19 protein-coding genes, 2 tRNA genes and 1 pseudogene are annotated in these 20,487 nt (G+C 52.3%); 15 read left to right on the top strand and 7 right to left on the bottom strand.

Features of this window, described 5'->3' with window-relative positions; translation table 11 throughout:
• Nucleotides 1-380: 380 nt before the first annotated feature.
• On the bottom strand, nucleotides 381-1,724 hold the full coding sequence (locus CCASEI_RS11280) for an IS256 family transposase (protein WP_025388036.1): 1,344 nt from the start codon (nucleotides 1,722-1,724) through the stop codon (nucleotides 381-383).
• A gap of 114 nt (nucleotides 1,725-1,838) precedes the next feature.
• Here CCASEI_RS11280 and CCASEI_RS11275 point away from each other — a divergent pair, with 114 nt between their 5' ends.
• The 6 genes from CCASEI_RS11275 to CCASEI_RS11250 all read left to right on the top strand — a co-directional run bounded on the left by CCASEI_RS11275 (nucleotide 1,839) and on the right by CCASEI_RS11250 (nucleotide 6,992).
• A complete protein-coding gene (locus tag CCASEI_RS11275) occupies nucleotides 1,839-3,077 on the top strand; it encodes an IS256 family transposase (protein ID WP_025388035.1) in 1,239 nt (412 codons plus the stop codon).
• Nucleotides 3,078-3,190: 113 nt separating this feature from the next.
• Nucleotides 3,191-3,481, top strand: coding sequence for a hypothetical protein (locus tag CCASEI_RS11270; protein WP_025388034.1), 291 nt, complete (start codon nucleotides 3,191-3,193; stop codon nucleotides 3,479-3,481).
• Nucleotides 3,466-4,422, top strand: a complete 957-nt coding sequence (locus CCASEI_RS11265) for an ABC transporter permease (protein ID WP_038574692.1) — start codon at nucleotides 3,466-3,468, stop codon at nucleotides 4,420-4,422. The genes CCASEI_RS11270 and CCASEI_RS11265 overlap by 16 nt, the downstream gene beginning before the upstream one ends.
• Nucleotides 4,409-5,476 carry an ABC transporter ATP-binding protein gene (locus tag CCASEI_RS11260; RefSeq protein WP_225868400.1) on the top strand — a complete coding sequence of 356 codons (1,068 nt, stop codon included), beginning with the start codon at nucleotides 4,409-4,411 and terminating at the stop codon, nucleotides 5,474-5,476. Before CCASEI_RS11265 ends, CCASEI_RS11260 begins: the two co-directional genes overlap by 14 nt.
• Nucleotides 5,473-6,150: an HAD family hydrolase gene (locus tag CCASEI_RS14510; protein ID WP_081748494.1), complete on the top strand. Its 678-nt coding sequence runs from the start codon at nucleotides 5,473-5,475 to the stop codon at nucleotides 6,148-6,150. The genes CCASEI_RS11260 and CCASEI_RS14510 overlap by 4 nt, the downstream gene beginning before the upstream one ends.
• Entirely contained in the window at nucleotides 6,147-6,992 is an 846-nt protein-coding gene (locus CCASEI_RS11250) for an endonuclease/exonuclease/phosphatase family protein (RefSeq protein ID WP_025388030.1), read from the top strand. Before CCASEI_RS14510 ends, CCASEI_RS11250 begins: the two co-directional genes overlap by 4 nt.
• Nucleotides 6,993-7,105: 113 nt before the next feature.
• On the opposite strand, the gene CCASEI_RS11245 is transcribed toward CCASEI_RS11250, so the two are convergent.
• Nucleotides 7,106-7,423: a hypothetical protein gene (locus tag CCASEI_RS11245; protein WP_006822094.1), complete on the bottom strand. Its 318-nt coding sequence runs from the start codon at nucleotides 7,421-7,423 to the stop codon at nucleotides 7,106-7,108.
• 256 nt (nucleotides 7,424-7,679) lie between these two features.
• Between CCASEI_RS11245 and CCASEI_RS11240 the strand changes: the two genes are divergently transcribed.
• From CCASEI_RS11240 to CCASEI_RS11225, 5 genes and pseudogenes are all read left to right on the top strand, one after another.
• The gene (locus CCASEI_RS11240; protein WP_025388029.1) at nucleotides 7,680-8,786 is read left to right on the top strand and encodes an RNA-binding domain-containing protein; all 1,107 of its coding nucleotides are present in this window, start codon (nucleotides 7,680-7,682) and stop codon (nucleotides 8,784-8,786) included.
• A 47-nt stretch (nucleotides 8,787-8,833) separates the two neighbouring features.
• On the top strand, nucleotides 8,834-10,177 hold the full coding sequence (locus CCASEI_RS11235; protein WP_025388028.1) for an IS256 family transposase: 1,344 nt from the start codon (nucleotides 8,834-8,836) through the stop codon (nucleotides 10,175-10,177).
• Nucleotides 10,178-10,236: 59 nt separating this feature from the next.
• Nucleotides 10,237-10,353 (top strand): annotated as a pseudogene (locus tag CCASEI_RS15625) (ATP-binding protein); the annotation flags it as partial.
• 36 nt (nucleotides 10,354-10,389) lie between these two features.
• A complete protein-coding gene (locus tag CCASEI_RS15485; RefSeq protein ID WP_225868477.1) occupies nucleotides 10,390-10,641 on the top strand; it encodes a hypothetical protein in 252 nt (83 codons plus the stop codon).
• Between the two features lie 696 nt (nucleotides 10,642-11,337).
• Nucleotides 11,338-12,522 carry an IS1249 family transposase gene (locus tag CCASEI_RS11225; protein WP_038574308.1) on the top strand — a complete coding sequence of 395 codons (1,185 nt, stop codon included), beginning with the start codon at nucleotides 11,338-11,340 and terminating at the stop codon, nucleotides 12,520-12,522.
• 117 nt (nucleotides 12,523-12,639) lie between these two features.
• On the opposite strand, the gene CCASEI_RS11220 is transcribed toward CCASEI_RS11225, so the two are convergent.
• Nucleotides 12,640-12,712: transfer RNA gene (locus CCASEI_RS11220), tRNA-Lys, on the bottom strand.
• A gap of 478 nt (nucleotides 12,713-13,190) precedes the next feature.
• Between CCASEI_RS11220 and CCASEI_RS11215 the strand changes: the two genes are divergently transcribed.
• Together CCASEI_RS11215 and CCASEI_RS11210 are read left to right on the top strand one after the other, a co-directional pair.
• On the top strand, nucleotides 13,191-14,420 hold the full coding sequence (locus CCASEI_RS11215; protein WP_025388026.1) for a L,D-transpeptidase: 1,230 nt from the start codon (nucleotides 13,191-13,193) through the stop codon (nucleotides 14,418-14,420).
• A gap of 53 nt (nucleotides 14,421-14,473) precedes the next feature.
• Entirely contained in the window at nucleotides 14,474-15,439 is a 966-nt protein-coding gene (locus tag CCASEI_RS11210; protein WP_006821902.1) for an MsnO8 family LLM class oxidoreductase, read from the top strand.
• A 3-nt stretch (nucleotides 15,440-15,442) separates the two neighbouring features.
• On the opposite strand, the gene CCASEI_RS11205 is transcribed toward CCASEI_RS11210, so the two are convergent.
• Nucleotides 15,443-16,477, bottom strand: coding sequence for an FUSC family protein (locus CCASEI_RS11205; RefSeq protein ID WP_006821903.1), 1,035 nt, complete (start codon nucleotides 16,475-16,477; stop codon nucleotides 15,443-15,445).
• The gene (locus tag CCASEI_RS14825) at nucleotides 16,478-16,690 is read right to left on the bottom strand and encodes a DUF2867 domain-containing protein (protein ID WP_081748493.1); all 213 of its coding nucleotides are present in this window, start codon (nucleotides 16,688-16,690) and stop codon (nucleotides 16,478-16,480) included.
• A 147-nt stretch (nucleotides 16,691-16,837) separates the two neighbouring features.
• On the opposite strand from CCASEI_RS14825, the gene CCASEI_RS11200 reads away from it, so the two are divergent.
• Nucleotides 16,838-17,488, top strand: coding sequence for a lipocalin family protein (locus tag CCASEI_RS11200; protein ID WP_006821906.1), 651 nt, complete (start codon nucleotides 16,838-16,840; stop codon nucleotides 17,486-17,488).
• Nucleotides 17,489-17,840: 352 nt separating this feature from the next.
• Here the strand turns inward: CCASEI_RS11200 and CCASEI_RS11195 are convergent.
• Nucleotides 17,841-17,916, bottom strand: a tRNA-His gene (locus CCASEI_RS11195).
• 49 nt (nucleotides 17,917-17,965) lie between these two features.
• Nucleotides 17,966-18,613: an oligoribonuclease gene (gene orn, locus CCASEI_RS11190; RefSeq protein WP_025388024.1), complete on the bottom strand. Its 648-nt coding sequence runs from the start codon at nucleotides 18,611-18,613 to the stop codon at nucleotides 17,966-17,968.
• 258 nt (nucleotides 18,614-18,871) lie between these two features.
• On the opposite strand from orn, the gene CCASEI_RS11185 reads away from it, so the two are divergent.
• Complete coding sequence (locus tag CCASEI_RS11185; protein ID WP_025388023.1) at nucleotides 18,872-20,422, top strand: alanine/glycine:cation symporter family protein; 1,551 nt, start codon at nucleotides 18,872-18,874, stop codon at nucleotides 20,420-20,422.
• Nucleotides 20,423-20,487 lie beyond the last annotated feature (65 nt).

The following is a 20,487-nucleotide window of genomic DNA, read 5'->3' as shown; positions in this document are numbered from 1 at the left end:
CTTTCGTATAGGGAAATGGTGAAGGTAGCCGCTGATCCGAGGGTTCGGGCAGACAAGACACTGATGGGACTAGTACCATGACACCTGCCAGGGTGGTCACGGTGAGAGGTCACGCTCCTATAAAGTCATGACCGAATCACCGGATCGCGGTGCGGGGCGAGAACCAGCCCGGAAGACAGATCGCAACGAAGGCACACAATCAGATTGTGACCAGTCCGCTAGTGGGTCATTCCGAGTGGTTCTTGTCCCGCACTCTCTATTATCAGTGTCCGCTAGCGTGGTGTATCTGTAACTATCGGTGATAGCCCTTATGAATGAATGAGGCGACCACCGTAGAGCGTGTCAAGTATTTTGTGTGTGGGGCTTTCGGGGTTAGTGATTTATAGGTAGTTGGTGAATCGTTCGGGGTAGGCCACGGCCATTTGGTTGATGGCTTGTTTCCAGTTGGTGACCTTTCTGCCTTCGATGAGTCTTCCGCTGGTAGCAGCAGCTTTCTTGCCCTGTTTTGCGCGTTTAGCCGCGCGTTTATCCTCAATATTGCAGATCATCAACCACAGCGTCTTAATCGCGGAATCATCATTGGTAAATTGCACGCGGTTACGGGTAGCTTTACGCAGCTCGTTATTCATCGACTCAATCGAGTTTGTCGTATAGATGACCTTTCTGGCCATCGGCGGGAACTGCAGAAACGGCACGAAACGCTCCCACGCATCCGTCCAGACCTTGACTGATTGGGGATATTTCTGGCCCAGTTCTGAGTCGGCGAATTCATCCAACGCTGCACGTGCGGTTGCCTCGTCAGGCGCGGTATACACCTTCTTCAACGCCGCAGATACGGTCTTACGATCGCCATAGGCCACCCACCGGTTTGCTGCACGAATCAAATGCACCACACAGGTCTGCACCATCGAATCCGGCCACGTTGCTTCCACCGCTTCCGGCAGGCCTTCCAAACCATCGCAGCAGACAATAAACACGTCCTGGACTCCACGGCTTGCCAGGTTCGCGCACACATGAGCCCAGAAGGAGGCGCCTTCTTCTTTCGCCAACCAGATACCCAGGATGTGTTTGATCCCGTCCATATCCACGCCGATAGCCAAAAAGGCGGACTTGTTAACTACTCGTCCACCGTCGCGAACTTTGATACGCAGCGCATCGAGGAATATTACCGGGTAGAACTCGTCTAGCTGACGGTTTTGCCAGATCATGACTTCATCTAGCACCGCATCAGTCACTGCGGAAATCGTTTCATGCGAGATATCAACCCTCATGACCGTGGCCATATGATGCTGGATATCGCGCACTGTCATGCCACCGGCATACAAACTGATGATCATGTCATCGACATCGGTTAACCTGCGTGAGCCTTTCGGCACCATCGTGGGCAAGAACGTGCCCTGCCGATCACGTGGAACGGTGACATCGACCGGGCCGTAGTTCGAATCAACCTTTTTGACATAGGAGCCGTTGCGATAATTATCGCCACCACCGGCCGCTTTGGCCTCACGATCGCCTTTGGAATAACCCAGGTGGGCATCCATTTCGGCTTCCAAGCCACGGGTGACCGAAGCTTGCAGTAATCCCCGGACTAGGTCGTTGGCGTCCGTTGCTGTGGTTCCCAGCTCATCAATGAGCTTGGCTATCTCCGGGTTCGCCAGCAGTTTCTGCTCGATCGCTTTAATCTTCGCGGAATCTTCCGGATCTCGTTTCGCCACAGAATCCATTATGGTTTATCTCCTTCATGTAAGGGAAACCCCTCACACACAAACCATTAGACACTCTCCCACCGTAGTACCTTTCGAATCAACTCCTACATCTCCTCGAAAGGGATAACCACGATGGCCGCTGCCCCTTATTCTATAGACCCGACTACCTACTTAGACGAATTGCTCGCTCAAGCATCCCCAGATCTCATGCGCGAGATGCTTCAAGGTTTCATTAACCAAATCCTCTCGACCCAAGCTGACCAAGTCTGCGGCGCCGATTACGCCACCACGTCTGAGTCTCGCACCAATGTCCGCAACGGCTACCGCCACCGCGACCTAGATACTCGCGTGGGTACCATCGATGTTGCAGTACCTAAGCTACGCACTGGATCGTTCTTCCCGGACTGGCTCCTGGAACGACGAACCCGGGCCGAACGAGCACTCACCACCGTGATAGCCACCTGCTACTTGAAGGGCGTATCCACTCGCAGGATGAACGATCTTGTCGCTAGTCTAGGTATCAATAATCTCTCAAAATCCCAGGTCTCTGAGATGGCGAAAGATCTTGATTGCATGGTCGAAGATTTTCGCACCAGGCCACTAGATACCGGCCCATACTTGTATGTCTCATGTGACGCGTTAACCATGAAAGTCCGTGAAGGCGGACGAGTGGTTAAAACCTCCGTACTCCTTGCTACCGGGGTTAATGCTGAAGGCTACCGCGAGCTACTAGGCATGCAGGTCGCTACATCGGAATCAGCATCGTCATGGACCGGGTTCTTCCGTGACTTAAAAGCCCGCGGGCTTAATGAGGTCTATTTGGTAACCAGTGATGCTCACTTAGGTATCCAGCACGCGATCAGTGACGTGTTACCGAATGCGTCCTGGCAACGATGCCGTACCCATTTCGCGAAGAACCTCTCAGCGATGGTGCCCAAGACTCAATGGCCGACGTTATCGGCGATGTTTCACACGATATTCCAACAACCAGACTCGGAATCGGTGTGGTCCCAAGCCAAAGAGGTCGTGGCATTTTGCGAGCAGAAGTTCCCACACGTGGCCGACTACCTAGAAGAAGCCCTCGACGAACTATTGGCGTTTACCAATACGCCGAAATCAGTGTGGAAGAAGGTCTGGTCGAATAACCCCACTGAACGGCTCAATCGAGAAATCCGGCGCCGCACAGATGTTGTTGGAATCTTCCCTAATCGTGACGCTGTTGTGCGCCTTGTTGGTGCTGTGTTGGCAGAACAACATGATGACTGGATTCAGCAAAACCGCTACATGTCACTGACAAGCCTTGAGCAAACCAAAGCAATGATCACCGCCAACGTCATCGACGCCGACACCACCACCAAGGAAGTCGCATGAACCAGTCACAGTACCAAGCCCGTGCTGGTCCCTGAGGCCATCACACTGCTTGTTTCAACGAAAGGCAGAAACACCACTCCGTCGGACTTGACCCACTCGGTGGGTCACAGTGGATGTTCTGGCGCAAAGTTGGAATCCCTATTCTGTCCCCGGCGATAATCGGTGGGTTTGTGCTGCTGTTTGGTTCAGCTTTTGCCACGCATGCATCGGCAGCAGTGCTGCTGGGCAGTGGAGCTTTCCCACTCATCACGTTGCAGATTGCTAATGAACTAGGTGGATCGGCGTCGGTGGGCGGACAAAATGCAGCCATGGCCATGGGCTTAATCACCGCTGTGGTCGCGATAGTGGTTCTCATCGTGTTCAACCTGCTTCAAGGAAGGAGCCAAAAATGGCTTCAGCGATAGACCAGAAAACTCAGGTGAGCAAGACCATCTCCTGGGCACCAGTGATTGCCATTGCGGTGTTTATCCTGGCACCGCAACTGGGCCTAGCCGCCTATGCGTTCTGGAAAGGTGATGCTGGATTCACCCTAGAAGGCTTCAGCTCACTATTCGAAAGCAGCGCCTTCTTCGACGCGTTAATTCTCAGCCTAAGCATCGCAATTGTCACCATCTTCGTTCTGATTCTGGTGTTGGTCCCTGCCGTGGTGGCAGTGCAGCTATGGGCGCCAAAGTTGCAAGGAATCCTGAACGTGCTGTGCACACTTCCACTGGTCATTCCTTCAATTGCCCTGGTTGCTGGCTTGATATCTATTCTCAGCACCTTGTCTTCTCAAGGCCGCGGCACTTTCAGCAACTCACTGTCGCAGGCACTGCAGTCGGACACTTTGCCGATCACGCTCATCGGAACCTATGTGGTGTTGTGCTTGCCGTTTACTTACCGCTCGATCAACGCGGCACTGATCTCGATCCCGTTGCGTACTTACTATGAGGCATCGTTTAGCTTGGGCGCAGGAACGTGGAAAACCTTGATGAAGATTGTTCTGCCAAACATCCGTGGCTCTATCGTCTTTTCTGCCTTCTTCACCTTTGCCTTGTCGCTAGGGGAGTACACGGTTGCTGCCACCATGAGCTATCAAACGCTGCCGGTATATATGGCAACCCTGGCCAACAGTGACTTCCGCGCATCGGTTGCCTTGTCGCTGCTGTCCAACATCATCACCTGGGCGCTATTGGCATTCGCAATGTACTACTCCGACCGCCGAGTCAAGAAGTCATCCAAGCCGTCGCAATCGGCCATGGACCAGGACGCCGAGGGCGAGGGCCTTGACAACAATCAACTGCCGGTGAGTTCACTAACAGTTACCCCACATGAGAACACGAAGGAAACAAATGCTCACGTCTAGGACAGAGCCAGTTGATGTTGAACTCATCAACATAGATAAGGCTTATTCACACAACGGCCCGCTGGTGCTGGAGAACTTCAGCATTCATATTCCTGCAGGTGATTTGGTGACAGTGCTGGGGCCATCCGGCTGCGGCAAGACCACAACTTTGCGTTTGTTGGCGGGCTTTGAATCTCCAACCGGCGGCGATATTCGCGTCGGCGGAGAATCGATAGTCAAGACCCCAGCTTCAAAGCGCAACATGGGCATGGTCTTTCAAAGCTATAGCCTGTTTCCCAACCTGTCAGTTACTGACAATATTGAATACGGCATGGAAATCCGCAGGGTAGACCCTGCAGCACGTTCCAAGCGCAGTGCTGAGCTGCTAGAAATGGTGGGCTTGCAGGGCTTTGGGGACCGCTATCCACACCAGCTTTCGGGCGGTCAGCAGCAGCGAATTGCGTTGGCACGTGCTTTGGCTATCCAGCCACGCGTATTGCTTCTCGATGAACCTCTGTCTGCACTCGATGCCGCAGTCCGAGGTAATCTGCGCGATGAGATCCGCCGTGTGCAGCAAGAACTGGGCACCACAACCTTGTTCATCACCCATGACCAGTCAGAAGCATTGGTCATCGCGGATCACGTTGCGGTGATGAACCAGGGAAAGATCGAGCAGTACACCAACCCTTATGAGCTTTATAGTCACCCGGCGACGCCGTTTGTCGCGCGTTTTATCGGAACCATCAACGAGTTCGCCGTTCCCGGTGGCTGGAATGAATCGATGCCGATTCCACTCGAGCGCCACGCAGCTGAGGGCACGGACACCATCTTTGTGAGTCCGGAGAATTTGCAGATTGAAGCAGTCGAGCAGTCCCCGGCATTCGTGTACAACCAGCGTTATATGGGTGAGCGCACCTCGGTCATCATTGAACATCCTGATGCCATTGGTGGTACCTGGACTGTTTCGTTGAGCAGCCAAGAAGCATCTTCGTTCCCAGTCGGTACTCCTGTTAGTTTGTCCTTGGCAGGTGAGGTGGCAATGCGTGAGTCTGCACGCGAGGCCACGCGTGTATGACAACAGTAGGAAAATATAAAGCAGCAATTTTTGATTGTGACGGAACACTAGTTGATTCCGAGTCCATTTGGATGACAATGATCCAGGAAGTGCTCCTCCAGCATCACCTGGAGCCACACCCGGAATTCGTCGAAGAGTTTCGCGGCATCACATCAACCAAGGCTGCACAAAAGATTGCCCTGCACACCGGCAAAAGCACCGATGAGGTGAAAGATGCTTTGGATGTGGAGTACTCGGCACGATTGCGCTCCGGAAGCGTGCCAATGGCGAATGCATCAACGTTTCTGCACGCCTTGCACGGTGCGGTACCCATCGCTGTGGCCTCCAACGGCCGGCGTGAAGATGTTGAAGCTCTGCTGTCGACCACGGGGCTCATTGGCTTTATCGATGTAATTGTCACCATTGAAGATGTTACGCAGGGAAAGCCTGCCCCGGATCTCTTTGAACTGGCATGTAAGCGGCTTGCAGTTCAACCAGCCCACAGCGTGGTCTTTGAGGATTCGCTCATCGGAGTCGGCGCTGCAAAAGCAGCGAAGTGCAATGTCATCGGTATGACTACTGACCCAGTGGTAGAAGCAGAAGCCGGAAATATCGCGCCGGGCTTTGATTGTCTTGACGTGAAGATTACTGGTCAAGAATTCTATGTTCAGATTAAAGACAGGATTTTGAAATGAGAACACTAACTATCCAGACTTTTAACCTGTGGTTTGGTGGCGCGTGCGTTGTTGACGGACGGCAGAAGATTGCCGATGTCCTGCGCAAGTATCCCAGCGACATCGTGGCGTTGCAGGAAACCTTTCATGAGCTAGGCCGTGAAGCTACTCGCGAACTTGAACTCAACCACGTGCAGCAGGGCTTTGACACCGCGCTGGTCTCTCACATGGACTTGGAATACATTGACACTGATTCGGAGCTTAATGCCACGGCTGCTTGGATCACGGTTGAAGGCCAACGGATTTTGTTGTGGTCAGTGCACCTGCACCACATGGACTACGGACCTTATGCGGCGCTGAAAGGTGTTGCGCATGAAGAAGTACTCGGCGCTGAGTTTGAGCTGCGCCGCCTTGAGCAGATTCAGTCAATCCTCTCGATGACTGAACAGTTCATTGGTGAGAAATCCATCCCTGTCATTATCGCGGGTGATTTCAACAGCCCCGCAACTGTTGACTGGAATCTGCGCGAAGACCGACCGTCAGTTAACTGGCCCGCCATTGATGTCATGCATGAGGCAAGCTTTGTTGACTGCTTCCGGGAAATCTATCCCGATCCGACAACCGCGCCGGGGGACTCCTGGTCGCAAATTGAGCCACTAGAAAACGAGCCCCGCGACCGCATTGATTTCATCTTTGCTCGCGGACTCAAGCCCGTGGCGGCACGAATGATTGGTGGTTCCCCTCATCCGCTCAATGATGAAAGCTACGTGGATTTCGGTGGTCCATGCGAGCTCATCCCAAACCAGAAGGATAACGCTTACCCCTCAGATCACATGATCTTCGAAGTGCAGCTGCAAGTCTGATCTGAGCTGCGAAGCACTTTTCAGGGAAGCGCTGAAATACAGGAGACTACATGTAGGTATTGCGTCCTCCACCAGGCGATTGGCGGAGGACGCAATACCTATCTTTTTGTGGGCTAGTTATCGTCTTCGGCCGCTCGTCCGCCTTCATCTTCCCAGCGTTTGAGTTGACGGGCTTTGGAGGCGTTGTGACGTTTGCGCACGCCATGTCCAAGGTTTTCTTCCTCGGCGATGAAAACTACGCCGTAGCTCTCGAGGGTCTTTTGGAGGCGAGTTTTCTCGTCGAGGGTTAGGCTTCCCACGCGCTTTTCATAGTCTCTTACTTGCTGTCTGGTCAGGCCAGCTTCTTCGGAGATGACGAGGGAATTGATTTGGGCGAGAGCCCGTCCAGCACGGGCGAGGCCGGGGGTTAAGTCCTGAGGAAGTACACGCATGATCTCATCCTTTCTAGATGTGAATCAACATTGCGATTGGTGTGATTAGAATCTCCATCTACCATTGAGTCTACCCTCTAGCGGCACCTTCTGACAGGCTTTAACCTAACCCCCAGCAGTCCCGACGTCGGACGGGTGGGGGAAATGGAAGCGACCATCGCTGCTGTAATGCTACGACGAACTTTCGGTTGGCTACTTGAGTAAAGCGTTGCCTAAGTCTGAAAGGAGCATCTGCCTATGTAGGTATCCTCTGACTATGGATGAATACAGTGATGACCACTTTCAGATTTCAAAGAATGTTGAGTCTTTAGTAAATCGACTGAGGAACAAGCCACATGAGGGTACTTGGTTTGAATTCAAAAGCAATATGGATGACCCAAAGAAAATAGGGGAATATATCTCCGGACTCTCGAACGCAGCGGCATTGGCAGGGGAGGACTATGGGTTCTTGGTCTGGGGAGTTGAGGACGACGCTCATGAAATTGTAGGGACACGATTCGACCATCATACGGTTAAGGTGTCTAACCAGTCTCTTGAGCCATGGTTGGCGTCAAGATTAAAGCCGGTCCCCTCTTTCAATTTCTTTTATACGGAAATAGATGGATTACCCGTAGCAGTATTGCGGATTTCTGCCGCGGTATTAAATGCGGTCGCTTTTGACAATATTGCGTATGTGAGATTGGGGAGTCATCTCAAAAAACTCCATGATCACCCTGCTGAGGAATCGCGACTATACAAGCAGCTAGATGGAACACCTTTTGAATACAAGAGTGCATTGGTAGGGCTCACAGAAAGCGATGCGCTAAATCTCTTAGACGTTCCGTCTTATTACCGCTTGCAGAACATGTCAGTGCAAACCGAGTTCGATGTGATTTTAGACCATTTTTTAAATGACAGACTTATTATTTCTACGTCTGATGGAGCATGCGCCATAACTAACCTTGGTGCTCTCCTGTACGCAAAGAATCTCGCGAAATTCAGTCATCTTGCAAGAAAGTCTGTTCGCGTAATTAAGTACAAGGGTCGCAACAAAATCTATGCTGAGAAAGAACAGCAAGGGGTCTACGGCTATGCGACGGGGTTTGAAGGCTTGATGAATTACATCTCAGGACTGTTGCCTTCAAATGAGCATATTGAATCAGCTTTGCGTGTTGAAGTTTCTGCGTATCCAATGGTGGTACTCAGGGAGCTTGTGGCGAATGCTTTGATCCATCAGGACTTCTCTATTTCAGGGACTGGGCCGCTAGTTGAGATATATGAAGACCGCATAGAAATTTCGAATCCGGGTGCGCCGTTGATTGACCCCAACAGATTCGTTGATGCGCCTCCACGGTCTAGGAATGAAAAGTTGGAGAGTGTCTAATGGTTTGTGTGTGAGGGGTTTCCCTTACATGAAGGAGATAAACCATAATGGATTCTGTGGCGAAACGAGATCCGGAAGATTCCGCGAAGATTAAAGCGATCGAGCAGAAACTGCTGGCGAACCCGGAGATAGCCAAGCTCATTGATGAGCTGGGAACCACAGCAACGGACGCCAACGACCTAGTCCGGGGATTACTGCAAGCTTCGGTCACCCGTGGCTTGGAAGCCGAAATGGATGCCCACCTGGGTTATTCCAAAGGCGATCGTGAGGCCAAAGCGGCCGGTGGTGGCGATAATTATCGCAACGGCTCCTATGTCAAAAAGGTTGATTCGAACTACGGCCCGGTCGATGTCACCGTTCCACGTGATCGGCAGGGCACGTTCTTGCCCACGATGGTGCCGAAAGGCTCACGCAGGTTAACCGATGTCGATGACATGATCATCAGTTTGTATGCCGGTGGCATGACAGTGCGCGATATCCAGCATCATATGGCCACGGTCATGAGGGTTGATATCTCGCATGAAACGATTTCCGCAGTGACTGATGCGGTGCTAGATGAAGTCATGATCTGGCAAAACCGTCAGCTAGACGAGTTCTACCCGGTAATATTCCTCGATGCGCTGCGTATCAAAGTTCGCGACGGTGGACGAGTAGTTAACAAGTCCGCCTTTTTGGCTATCGGCGTGGATATGGACGGGATCAAACACATCCTGGGTATCTGGTTGGCGAAAGAAGAAGGCGCCTCCTTCTGGGCTCATGTGTGCGCGAACCTGGCAAGCCGTGGAGTCCAGGACGTGTTTATTGTCTGCTGCGATGGTTTGAAAGGCCTGCCGGAAGCGGTGGAAGCAACGTGGCCGGATTCGATGGTGCAGACCTGTGTGGTGCATTTGATTCGTGCAGCAAACCGGTGGGTGGCCTATGGCGATCGTAAGACCGTATCTGCGGCGTTGAAGAAGGTGTATACCGCGCCTGAAGAGGCAACCGCACGTGCAGCGTTGGATGAATTCGCCGACTCAGAACTGGGCCAGAAATATCCCCAATCAGTCAAGGTCTGGACGGATGCGTGGGAGCGTTTCGTGCCGTTTCTGCAGTTCCCGCCGATGGCCAGAAAGGTCATCTATACGACAAACTCGATTGAGTCGATGAATAACGAGCTGCGTAAAGCTACCCGTAACCGCGTGCAATTTACCAATGATGATTCCGCGATTAAGACGCTGTGGTTGATGATCTGCAATATTGAGGATAAACGCGCGGCTAAACGCGCAAAACAGGGCAAGAAAGCTGCTGCTACCAGCGGAAGACTCATCGAAGGCAGAAAGGTCACCAACTGGAAACAAGCCATCAACCAAATGGCCGTGGCCTACCCCGAACGATTCACCAACTACCTATAAATCACTAACCCCGAAAGCCCCACACACAAAATACTTGACACGCTCAAAAGTTGGCGTATATGATGAGGCGTTCCCACATCTGTGAAGAGAGGGGCAGTGGGTGGGACCGAATCGCTGAGTCTATTGAATTTCATCAATTGCCAGCACCATCAATCAGAAGTGCTGAGAGCAATACCATTGTGACATTAAGTTCGCCTAAACCACTTTCAGAAATGGATGATGATGAGAAGGTTCGGGCCGTATATCTTCACTCTTGTCTTCAGGCGGTTAGCAACCAGGATACGAACAATAAATCCATTCGCAACCGATTTGGTTTAACGGATAAGGAATCACAAAAGGCAAGTAGTCTCATTAAGTTGGCATTAGATGCAAAGAAGATTGTGCCTAAGGATCCAGACGCAGGAAGAAAGCTGATGAAGTACCTCCCATATTGGGCTGGGCATTCTGCGCTTTCATTTATGTAATCTGCTGCGCTTGGAGAAGTGCTATTTGACGTGCATTTTTCTTTTTCAAATGTATTTTCCGAATGCTCCCACCTGGACATCGGATACCATTTTGACATGGTCGCTGAGGGTTAAGTAAAGAAAAGTGTGTCTGAGTTGGCCTTCTTTTACCAGTTCATCACCTGTTTTTAGCCGGTTTATAGTTCCTCAGGAGCTATAAACCGGCATTTTCACGTCAATGCCACGACGGAGATTTCAATATGGTACGAACAGCAGCGACACCGCCCCGGCACACACTTAGGAGCATAAGGCCTGTACAACAGCCAGTTAGCTTCGCTTACAGGGACCGAAGAATCAAATGGAAAGCTCCTCGAGAGCACTTCTTTGCCGTGGGGTGCGCATCTCAATACAATGCCCTTGCGCGGCCTTAAAACTCAGCGATAGCTCGTCTACCAGTAAGTACGTGCCGTCATAGCGAGAGCAGTCGAATTCTTGCCCGACACACCGACAGACACACTTTTCTTTACTTAACCCGTCGCTGACGCGCAGCAGTGGGGGGCTATGTGACAAAAGTGGTGTCTAGATCCGGCAATCTCCGCAGCTCTCAATAGCTAAATCAATACTCTGCAAGGTCAAAAAGCTTGCACACACGAGTTTTTCGGTCAATCCCGAAGTTTCTACCGCACCTGTGCTAACAGGTGCGGTTTTGTATTTCTCATGCCCGAAATACGACCACGATGCCCACTATGCACTGGGGAAATGAAGAAAAATGGGAAAAGAAACGCACGCACCCGATGGCGCTGTAAAAACACCACCTGCGGAATATCCGAACAAACCCACCGACCAGACATCACTGCCAAGCGCCACTTCACCTACTTCCACAACCACGTCACCGGCATCTACCCAATCACCGAATGCGCCAGGCTGATGAAAGTATCCACCCGCACCGTATACCGATACTTCGAACCACTATGGCTTATCGAAATACCCAACAACCCTGACAAACACCGCATCCACGACCAAATCTTTATCGACGGCACCTACACCGCAGCTGGATGCCTACTCATAGCCTCAACCTCCGACCACGTCTTGTGCTGGCACTGGTGCAAACACGAAACCACCCACGCCTACACACAGCTACTCTCTAAACTCGCAGCACCCTTATGCGTGGTACTCGACGGTGGACAAGGTGCTCAAGCCGCCATCAAAAAGCTCTGGCCTAACACCTTGATCCAACGCTGCCTCATCCACGCCCAACGAGTTGTTCGCCGCTACGTCACCTCCCGGCCACGGACCGAAGCCGGACGCGAAATCTATAATCTCGCCTTAGAACTAACAAGCAGAGAAACCGTGCAACAAGCCCGAAAATGGGCCGTCGACCTCCACAAATATGGAATCAAACACCACGATTTCCTCAACGAGAAAACCCCCTTGCCCCCAGAAATAAACCGCACCGGCAAACGCTATGAATTCACCCACCGCAGAGTCCGCAGCGCCTATAACTCGCTGACTAACCTGCACAAAAAGGGACACCTATTTATCTACCTCACCCCACCAAAACAAGCGATAGACAAAAAATCTTGGGCATCAAATACCAACAGACTAGAAGGCGGCATCAACTCGCAACTGAAATTCATCGCTCGCTGCCACCGCGGGCGCGGCGGGGAACGGCAAAGAAAAATGCTCGAATGGTGGCTCTACAACAAAACACCACTGCCTGGCGACCCACACAAGATCGCCAGACAGCAGAACTGGGGAAAAGACCAACTCGCCAAAGTCCACGTCTTAACCCACACCGAGAACCACACCAACCACGAAACCGGAAGGCCAGCCCTCTACGACAATGCTATCCCAACCGAATACAACCACTCAGTAGGAATCAGAAAAGGAACCATCCGCTAAACATCCCACCCCGACACGCCGCCAGACACCACTTTTGGCATATAGGCCGCAGTGGGGTTGGACAAAACCAAGAAGACCAGGGAAGAAACTTTGAAAGCTTCTCACCTGGTCTTGTTGTGCGCCATCAGGGTTTCGAACCCCGGACCCACTGATTAAGAGTCAGTTGCTCTACCAACTGAGCTAATGGCGCATTGTTGTTTCTGGCTGGACCGCTAAAGCTTGGCTCTGGCGTTTCCTTGGCCTGTGCAACGAGAATTAACTTTAACATCAGATTGCGTTAAACAAAAAATCTGCAGGTAGACAACAATTCTACGCCATTTTGAGTGCAAGATTCTAGGTCTTGAATCTAAGTATTTCTCATAGCTCCGCACGGTGCCTTGGGAGTCGCTATTAATCATCGTTGGCCTCAATTCAGTGGTGAGCTAGTTGAGCATCAGGCGAGTCGCATGGCGAGGGAAACCGTGGATCCGATTGGTCGTGTTGGGCGAAAAATCGGGGAGTGGTTCGGGGCCAAAATAGTATTGATTTTGAAGTGTTGTGCTGCGGCGTTCCCGGTTGGTATTAATTCGGTAACGAAGTGCGTGTTGGGTGGGTTCTAGCTAGTGTTTTAGCTGCTTTGTGGATAGATTGAAAGGGTTGTTTGGTGTGAGAGGGTTAGGTCTTTTCAGTTGTTCGGTCTACGTAAAATAAATACTCGCCGCTTTAGCCGCTCGGTTGTAGCAGTTGCAGTCGTCGCAGCGCTGGGGTTGGCTGGCTGCACCATTGACCGCGGCACGGATGAATCTGATCCGCAGGCGGTTGATGCGGCTTCTTCCGACGGCAATGGCCAGGTGCAGGACGCGGAGGCTGAGGAAGAGAAACTCGCGCCGGAAATCTCTGTAGAAGATGGCATGGATGACCACAACCCTTATGAGCCGGTCACCGTGACTTCTCTTGGGGAGGGGCTCGATGAAGTCACCATGACCAATGCAGAAGGCTATGTCGTCTTAGAAGAGCTTTCGGAAGACGGCATGGAATGGTCTTCGGCAGAGACTCTTGGTTTCAACCGCACTTATACAGTCGAAGCTAAAGATGAGAACGGTGAATCCACCTCCATTACTTTTAAGACCCCAGAGATGGTGAACACCACCGCGGCGTCCCTGTCCCCACTGCCAGATTCAGAGGTGGGCGTTGGCCAGACTATCGGTGTGCGTTTCGGGGTTGCTATCCCGGACCGTGAGGCAGCCCAGGAAGCTATCAGTGTGACTACCGCGCCAGAGGTAGAGGGCGCGTTCTACTGGCTCAATGACTACGAGGTGCGCTGGCGCCCGAAAGAGTACTGGGCACCAGGTACTGAGGTAGCTGTTGAAGTTGATATCCAGGGCGTTGACCTGGGCAATGGTGTGTTCGGTAGTGAGAATAATGAAACCAACTTCACCATCGGTGACCGGGTGACAGCAATCGTGGATGATGCCACGAAGCTGATGACCGTGTACAAAAATGGTGAGGTCCTGCGCGCCATCCCAGTGTCCTTGGGCAAAGACGGTGGACGTTGGGCAACACCGAACGGTCGCTACATCATTGGTGATCGCCATGAGTCCCTGTTGATGAACTCTGAGACCTTCGGCTATTCCATTGAAGATGGTGGCTACAAGACCATGGTCAATTACGCCACCCAGATGTCTTACTCTGGCATCTACGTGCACGGCGCACCGTGGTCAGAGTGGGCGCAAGGAAACACCAACACGTCCCACGGCTGTATCAACGTCACGGAAGAAGCAGCCCAGTGGTTTATGAATAACACCAAGCGTGGCGATATCGTCCTGGTGAAAAACACCACGGCGGGCACTTTGCCGGTCTATGACGGCTTGGGGGACTGGAATATGTCCTGGGAAGAATGGTCAGCCGGAAACGCTTAAGCTGGTAGCGAACTTTTTACCGGGTTTACAAGCGCATGAGTACAGTCGTACTTATGCGCTTTTCTGTTCTTGACCGGGCAGCCGGCACCCGCAATGAGATCCCAGATGAGACATTGCGAGGCGTGGCAAACCATGCGCAGCACGTGGAGAAGCTTGGCTTTTCACGCTTCTTGCTAGCAGAGCACCACGGTGTGCCGGGGATTCCAGGTTCGCAGCCGGCGCAGCTGGCAACCTATGTTGCGGCCAATACCAGCACCATCCGAGTGGGCACAGGTGGGATTATGGTGCCGAACCATCCGCAGTATCTCATCGCGGAGCAGATTGGTTTGTTGCAGTCGCTGTTCCCAGATCGCATTGATATCGGGTTAGGTTCGTCGGTGGGCTTTACCAAGCCGGTTCGCCAGGCACTGCGGCAGGGCGAGCCGAAAGAGCTCAAGGCACGGTTGGAGGATGACATAGAGGAGCTGTTGGGGTACCTCGCCGGCACGGGTGCGGTGAGTTCGTACCCGGCAGATAATGCGCGCACACCCATCTATATGCTCGCTGGGTTCCGCTCAGCGCTCACGGCGGCAAGGCTGGGCATTGGAGTGATTACGGGTGGGCCTTTGTCCACGCAGGCAGATGCTATTAAGGCCTATCGGGAGAACTTCCAGCCTTCCCAGGTCTTGGATAGCCCGCACGTGATTGCGTCGATGAATATCGCCGCAGCAGATACCACGGAGGCTGCACGGAACTTGCTGTTGCCAGAGGCTTATTCGCAAGTGCTTTCGCGATCCACGGGCGTGTTTGAGCAGCTCAGGACGGCCTCGGAGTTGGACATTGATTCCTTGACCTCGCAGCAAAAGAAGCGCATTGATGAATCGCTGGCCAATGCTATCTACGGCACAGCGGCAGAGGTGGGAGTATTGCTTGCCGATGCCACCGCGCAGCTCGGAGTTGATGAATTCCTCGTCACAGGCGACATTCCACACCGCGAGGGTCGCAGCCGCAGCGAAGAACTGCTGGCTGGCATCATGTAGTTCTTAAGTACGCTGCTCTTCTGTCGCAGTTGACATCTGATCGATGAGTACGGAAATATTGCGAGTGGAAGAAATAAGCGCACCATAAAGTGGCCAGCTTGTTTCAGAAAGCTGATTTTCTGCCACCATTTCTGGCGCCAGTCGGTCCAATTGGTCAACAGAGGGTTCGACATCTGCATTGGGATCACTGATTCGCATAGCAATCGTTTTGAGGATCGCTGACCAGCGCTCACGGAAACGCTGTTCTCTGGGTGATTCTGAAGAACTTGTAGTTTCCAACGTGCGTGTGAGGTTACGAAGGTGTGCGACGGTCTCATCGAGTCCGGTTAAAACCTGTTCGTATTTCTCACTGCTGCTTCCTTGGAATAGTAGACGTGGATTTCGTCGTCTGCTGTTTCTTGCAAACTGAACGGTTGACCAGGACTGGTCCAAATCATTACGTAATTGCTGGATAGCTTTTGAAGATTCCAGTGCTTTGTCGCGGTCCCATTCTTCCTTGAAATCATCGCTGATTTCGGCCATTATCTCGCCCATACGAATCCGGAGGGATTCCACGGTTTGTGCGGCTTGTTTTTCTCGAAGGGGAGGAACGATAAGTAGGTTGACCCCGACACCAATGACCACTCCGATGCTGATTTCTAACATGCGGTCGAGCAATGCCGGGCCATCTTCGGTAAACCCAGTGGAAAGAAGAAATACCGCGGTGGTGGCAATAGTCGCACCTTCTTGCCGTAGCCCTGGGATCCGTGAGCCCAGCATTCCCAGTACTAATGCCAATGCATAGCTCCATACCTCGACACCTATATATGTTCCAATCGCAGAGGAGAGAAGGACTCCTAACCCCGATGCAATGACCGTTTGAAACCCACTGGTGATAGAACCAGAGACGGTCGGTTGCAATACAAGGAATGCGATCCATGGTGCCAAGAAGGGCATCTGTGAATCTAAAAGGTTTACACAAATCCACCAGGTGCCTGTGGTGGCAATGGCCGTCTTGAAGACTTGCAGGGCATCCAGAGCTAAATCGGTTCTTCGCATCTATTTCCTACCGTCGTGTGCAGATTTTTCTGCGGTGTTGAGAATGCTGCGCATCATTGCGGGAAAAATGAATGCATGGAATGGTGCCATTGACCGCCAGTATATTCTTCCTGATAAGCCAGTTGGTGAATAGGAAGCTCGCTGGGTATAAGTGCAACTATTGTCGTTGGCTTGGACATCGAATGTTAGCCACGCTTCACCATCAATTTTCATTTCACGAGCATAGTTTCCCTAGAGCTTCTTTGGGGATCCACTTTCTGGGAGAAGTAACTTTCCCAAGCCATTTCAGCGTTGCAGATATTGCTATAACCTGAAAACTACAGTTCAAACCCGGGCTGGCCGACACTCCTTGGAGGAAACATGAGGCGCAGAATCGTTACAGTACTAGCTGCATTGGCAGTAGGAATAGGCGGGTTGACACCTGCGGTTGCTGCCGCAGACGTGTTTGATGGCGGCCGATTAGGTGGTGCATCTTCCCAGCTTGTTCCTCAGGGATCATCGACCTCAGGCAATGAACTCCCAGAGACCTCTGAACCGGTAGACCTTGAGCGCTATCAGGGAACCTGGTACCAAGTAGCTGCCGTTCCTCAGCCTTTTAGCTTGCAGTGTGCGCATGACACTAAAGCTGAATACAAGGTTATTGGTGACACCAAGATTTCGGTCAAGAACTCCTGTGGGACCCTAGTTGGCCCAGATTCCAGTATTGAAGGCACCGCTTCAGTTCGTTCCGATGCTTCACTGAGGGTTAATTTCTCAGGCATTCCATACCAGGACCCAAATGGTCCTGTGAACTACCGGGTAACCTACCTGGATTCTGACTACTCCTTGGCGATTGTGGGAGACCCGCAGCGTCGATCCGGATTTGTACTGTCACGTACTCCGAACCTGGATGCCAACAAATGGTCCCAAGTTCGCGAAATTGTTGAGCAGCGCGGATGGTGGTCGTGCTCATTCCTCACTGTACCTATGGCCAAAGGTCGAGGTGAAGTAGTGCCGCTGTGTACTCAGTAGAATCGTTGAGTCCATGGGGCTGAACACTTGTTGCTCACGAATACCACTCTATTGGATTTGCCCCTTCCAAATTCATTGACGGCAAAAATCGAAAGTGCTGGTGATTATCACTGCGAGCAATACGCCACTAGGTCCCCGCAATGCGCGTTGATAAAAGCGATTCAAGCGGCGCTCGGCCACCATTCAGCAGCATTTACGACTGACCGGCACGGGCACCCATTCTCAGATGACTATGAGACGTTTACGGCTAAAATGCCCGCCCTGTTTTCATAAGGCTGTGATCAATAGGTGACCACGAAAAGGGTCAGGACACCGATTTCTTGTGGAAACGTGCCCTGACCCTTTATTTCTTTGGGGTGGCTGACGGGGCTCGAACCCGCGACACCCAGGATCACAACCTGGTGCTCTACCAGCTGAACTACAGCCACCATTGCCGCTCTAAAGCAGCGTATTAAAGATTAACCCACTAATGCGAATTTACAAAAACGCCTGGTAAGAAGCGTTTGACTTCTTCGCTGCTTCGGTTGCTTCAGTGGAGGTTGGGCCTTCATCTGAGCGGAATACGGAGCGGCGGTAGTAGTCCAATTCGCGGATGGATTCCACGATGTCGGCGAGTGCGCGGTGGGCCATGCCCTTCTCGGGTTGGTTGAAGTATGCGCGTGGGTGCCAGCGGCGTGCAAGTTCCTTGATGGTGGAGACATCCACCATGCGGTAATGCAGGGCTGCGTCCAGGCGAGGCATGTATTCGCGGATGAAGGTGCGGTCAGTGGCAATGGAGTTGCCTGCTAGCGGTGCTGGGTGTTCCGGATCGCAATGTTCTTCAATAAGGGAGAGTACTGCTGATTCGGCATCGGCTAGCGATGTTGTTGCGGCCTTGATCTCCTCGGTGAGCCCCGATGAGTTGTGCATATTGGTGACGAAATCATCCATTTCTGCCAGCTCTTTCTCAGTGGCGTGAACGACAATGTCGAGCCCTTCGCCGACGATATTGAGATCGGCATCCGTGATGATCGCGGCGATTTCCACAATGACATGGCGCTTTGGATCGAGGCCTGTCATTTCAAGGTCAATCCATACGAGGCGGTCATGTTTCGCGGGAGTGTGCGTAGAAGACATAGCAATCATCTTAACCCCTGCTGTTTCTTGGAATTTCCAGCCCCCGGATAGGGGTGGTTAATAAAACGTTGACAAGGGCGAAACTTTGCCTGATAATGCAGGTGGACACTAATTCTATAGATCGATAGAAACAGTGACCAAAATAATTTTACAATAAAAGTGGTGATTAACTTCACTTTCGCGAGGGAATTAGGGCAGAATTCTCCTCATCTGACACGAACCTTCGCGTTGGGTGTGTGCGAATAATCTCAAACAAAAGGAGCCCACATGGCAGCCTTCTTAGATTGGCTAAACGGCGTTATCTGGTCACCAGCATTGGTTTTCCTGTGCCTGGCGGCCGGCGTCTACTTCACCATTGTCACCAAGTTCATCCAGATTCGCGGCATTCCAGACATGCTCAAGCAGCTTGTCCGCGGCGAAAAGTCTGAAAACGGCGTGTCTTCCTTCGAATCCCTGATGATGTCCCTGGCCGGACGCGTTGGTGTTGGCAACATCGCTGGTGTTGCCACCGCAATTGCTTTCGGCGGCCCAGGCGCTGTCTTCTGGATGTGGACCGTGGCACTGCTCGGCTCCGCAACCTCATTCGTCGAATGTACTCTTGCTCAGATTTACAAAGAGCAGGACAAGGACACCGGTGAGTACCGTGGTGGCCCTGCGTACTACATCGAAAAGGCATACGCGCACACCAAGGCTGCTCCATTCATGCTTATCTACGGCATTGTCTTCGCAGTCGCAATGATTCTGGCAACCGCTTACTTCCTGCCAGGCATCCAGGCAAACGGCGTTTCCAACGCTGTTGAAAATGCATGGGGTGTATCTACCACCATCACCGGTGTCGTTCTGGCTGTTGTTCTGGCTGTCATCGTTATCGGTGGCGTGAAGCGAATTGCATCCTTCGCGTCCATGGTTGTTCCGTTCATGGCGGTTATCTACATCATCATCGCCATCATCATCCTGTTCATCAATTACCAGGACATTCCTGAGGTATTCAGTCTCATCTTCACCTCTGCATTTAACCTCAACGCTGGTTTCGCCGGCATGCTTGGTGTTGCAATCATGTGGGGCGTTCGTCGTGGTATCTACTCCAACGAATCTGGCCAGGGTACCGGCCCACAGCACGCTGCTGCGGCTGAGGTTTCCCACCCAGCAAAGCAGGGCTTTGTTCAGGCATTCGCTGTCTACGTTGACACCCTGTTCGTGTGCTCCGCAACCGCATTCATCATCATCTCCACCGACATGTACCGCGTGTTCGAGGGCGGATCCGAAGACGGGGCCGTAGTATACGAAGGTCCATTACTTCCGTCCGACACCGCTGTTGGTCCTGGCTTCGTCCAGGGGGGCATGGATGTTCACTTCTCCGGCTTCGGTCCAAGCTTCGTGGCGCTGGCAATTATGTTCTTCGCCTTCACCACGGTTCTGGCCTACTACTACATGGCTGAGACCAACCTGGCGTACTTCAACCGCTGGATTCCAAACTCCACCGTTCGTCGCGGCATCATCTGGGGACTGCGTGTTCTGGTTATTATCTCCGTTATTGTTGGCGCAACCTCTGCTTCTGGTGCTGCTTGGGCACTGGGCGACATCGGCGTGGGTGCGACCGCATGGCTTAACATCATCGGTATTCTGTTCCTCCAGGTCCCAGCTCTCAAGGCTATGAAGGACTACTACGAGCAGAAGAAGGCTGGCAAGGATCCACAGTTCGATCCAGAAGCTCTTGGTATCAAGAACGCTACCTTCTGGGAGCAGCGCAAGCTGCAAAAGCCAGAGCTGTACGGCAACGCTCCAGCTAACCCAACCACCGCTCCAGTTAATGAGTAGCTAGTAAGCTGGGTGACTAGCAAACCCGCTGAAACCAGAAGGCTCGTTATGAACGTTGATTCATA

Origin of the sequence: Corynebacterium casei LMG S-19264, assembly GCF_000550785.1 — a bacterium.
Classification (GTDB): Bacteria; Actinomycetota; Actinomycetes; order Mycobacteriales; family Mycobacteriaceae; genus Corynebacterium; species Corynebacterium casei.
Note: the sequence above shows the minus strand (reverse complement) of the source record. Positions and strands in the feature narration are given on the sequence as shown.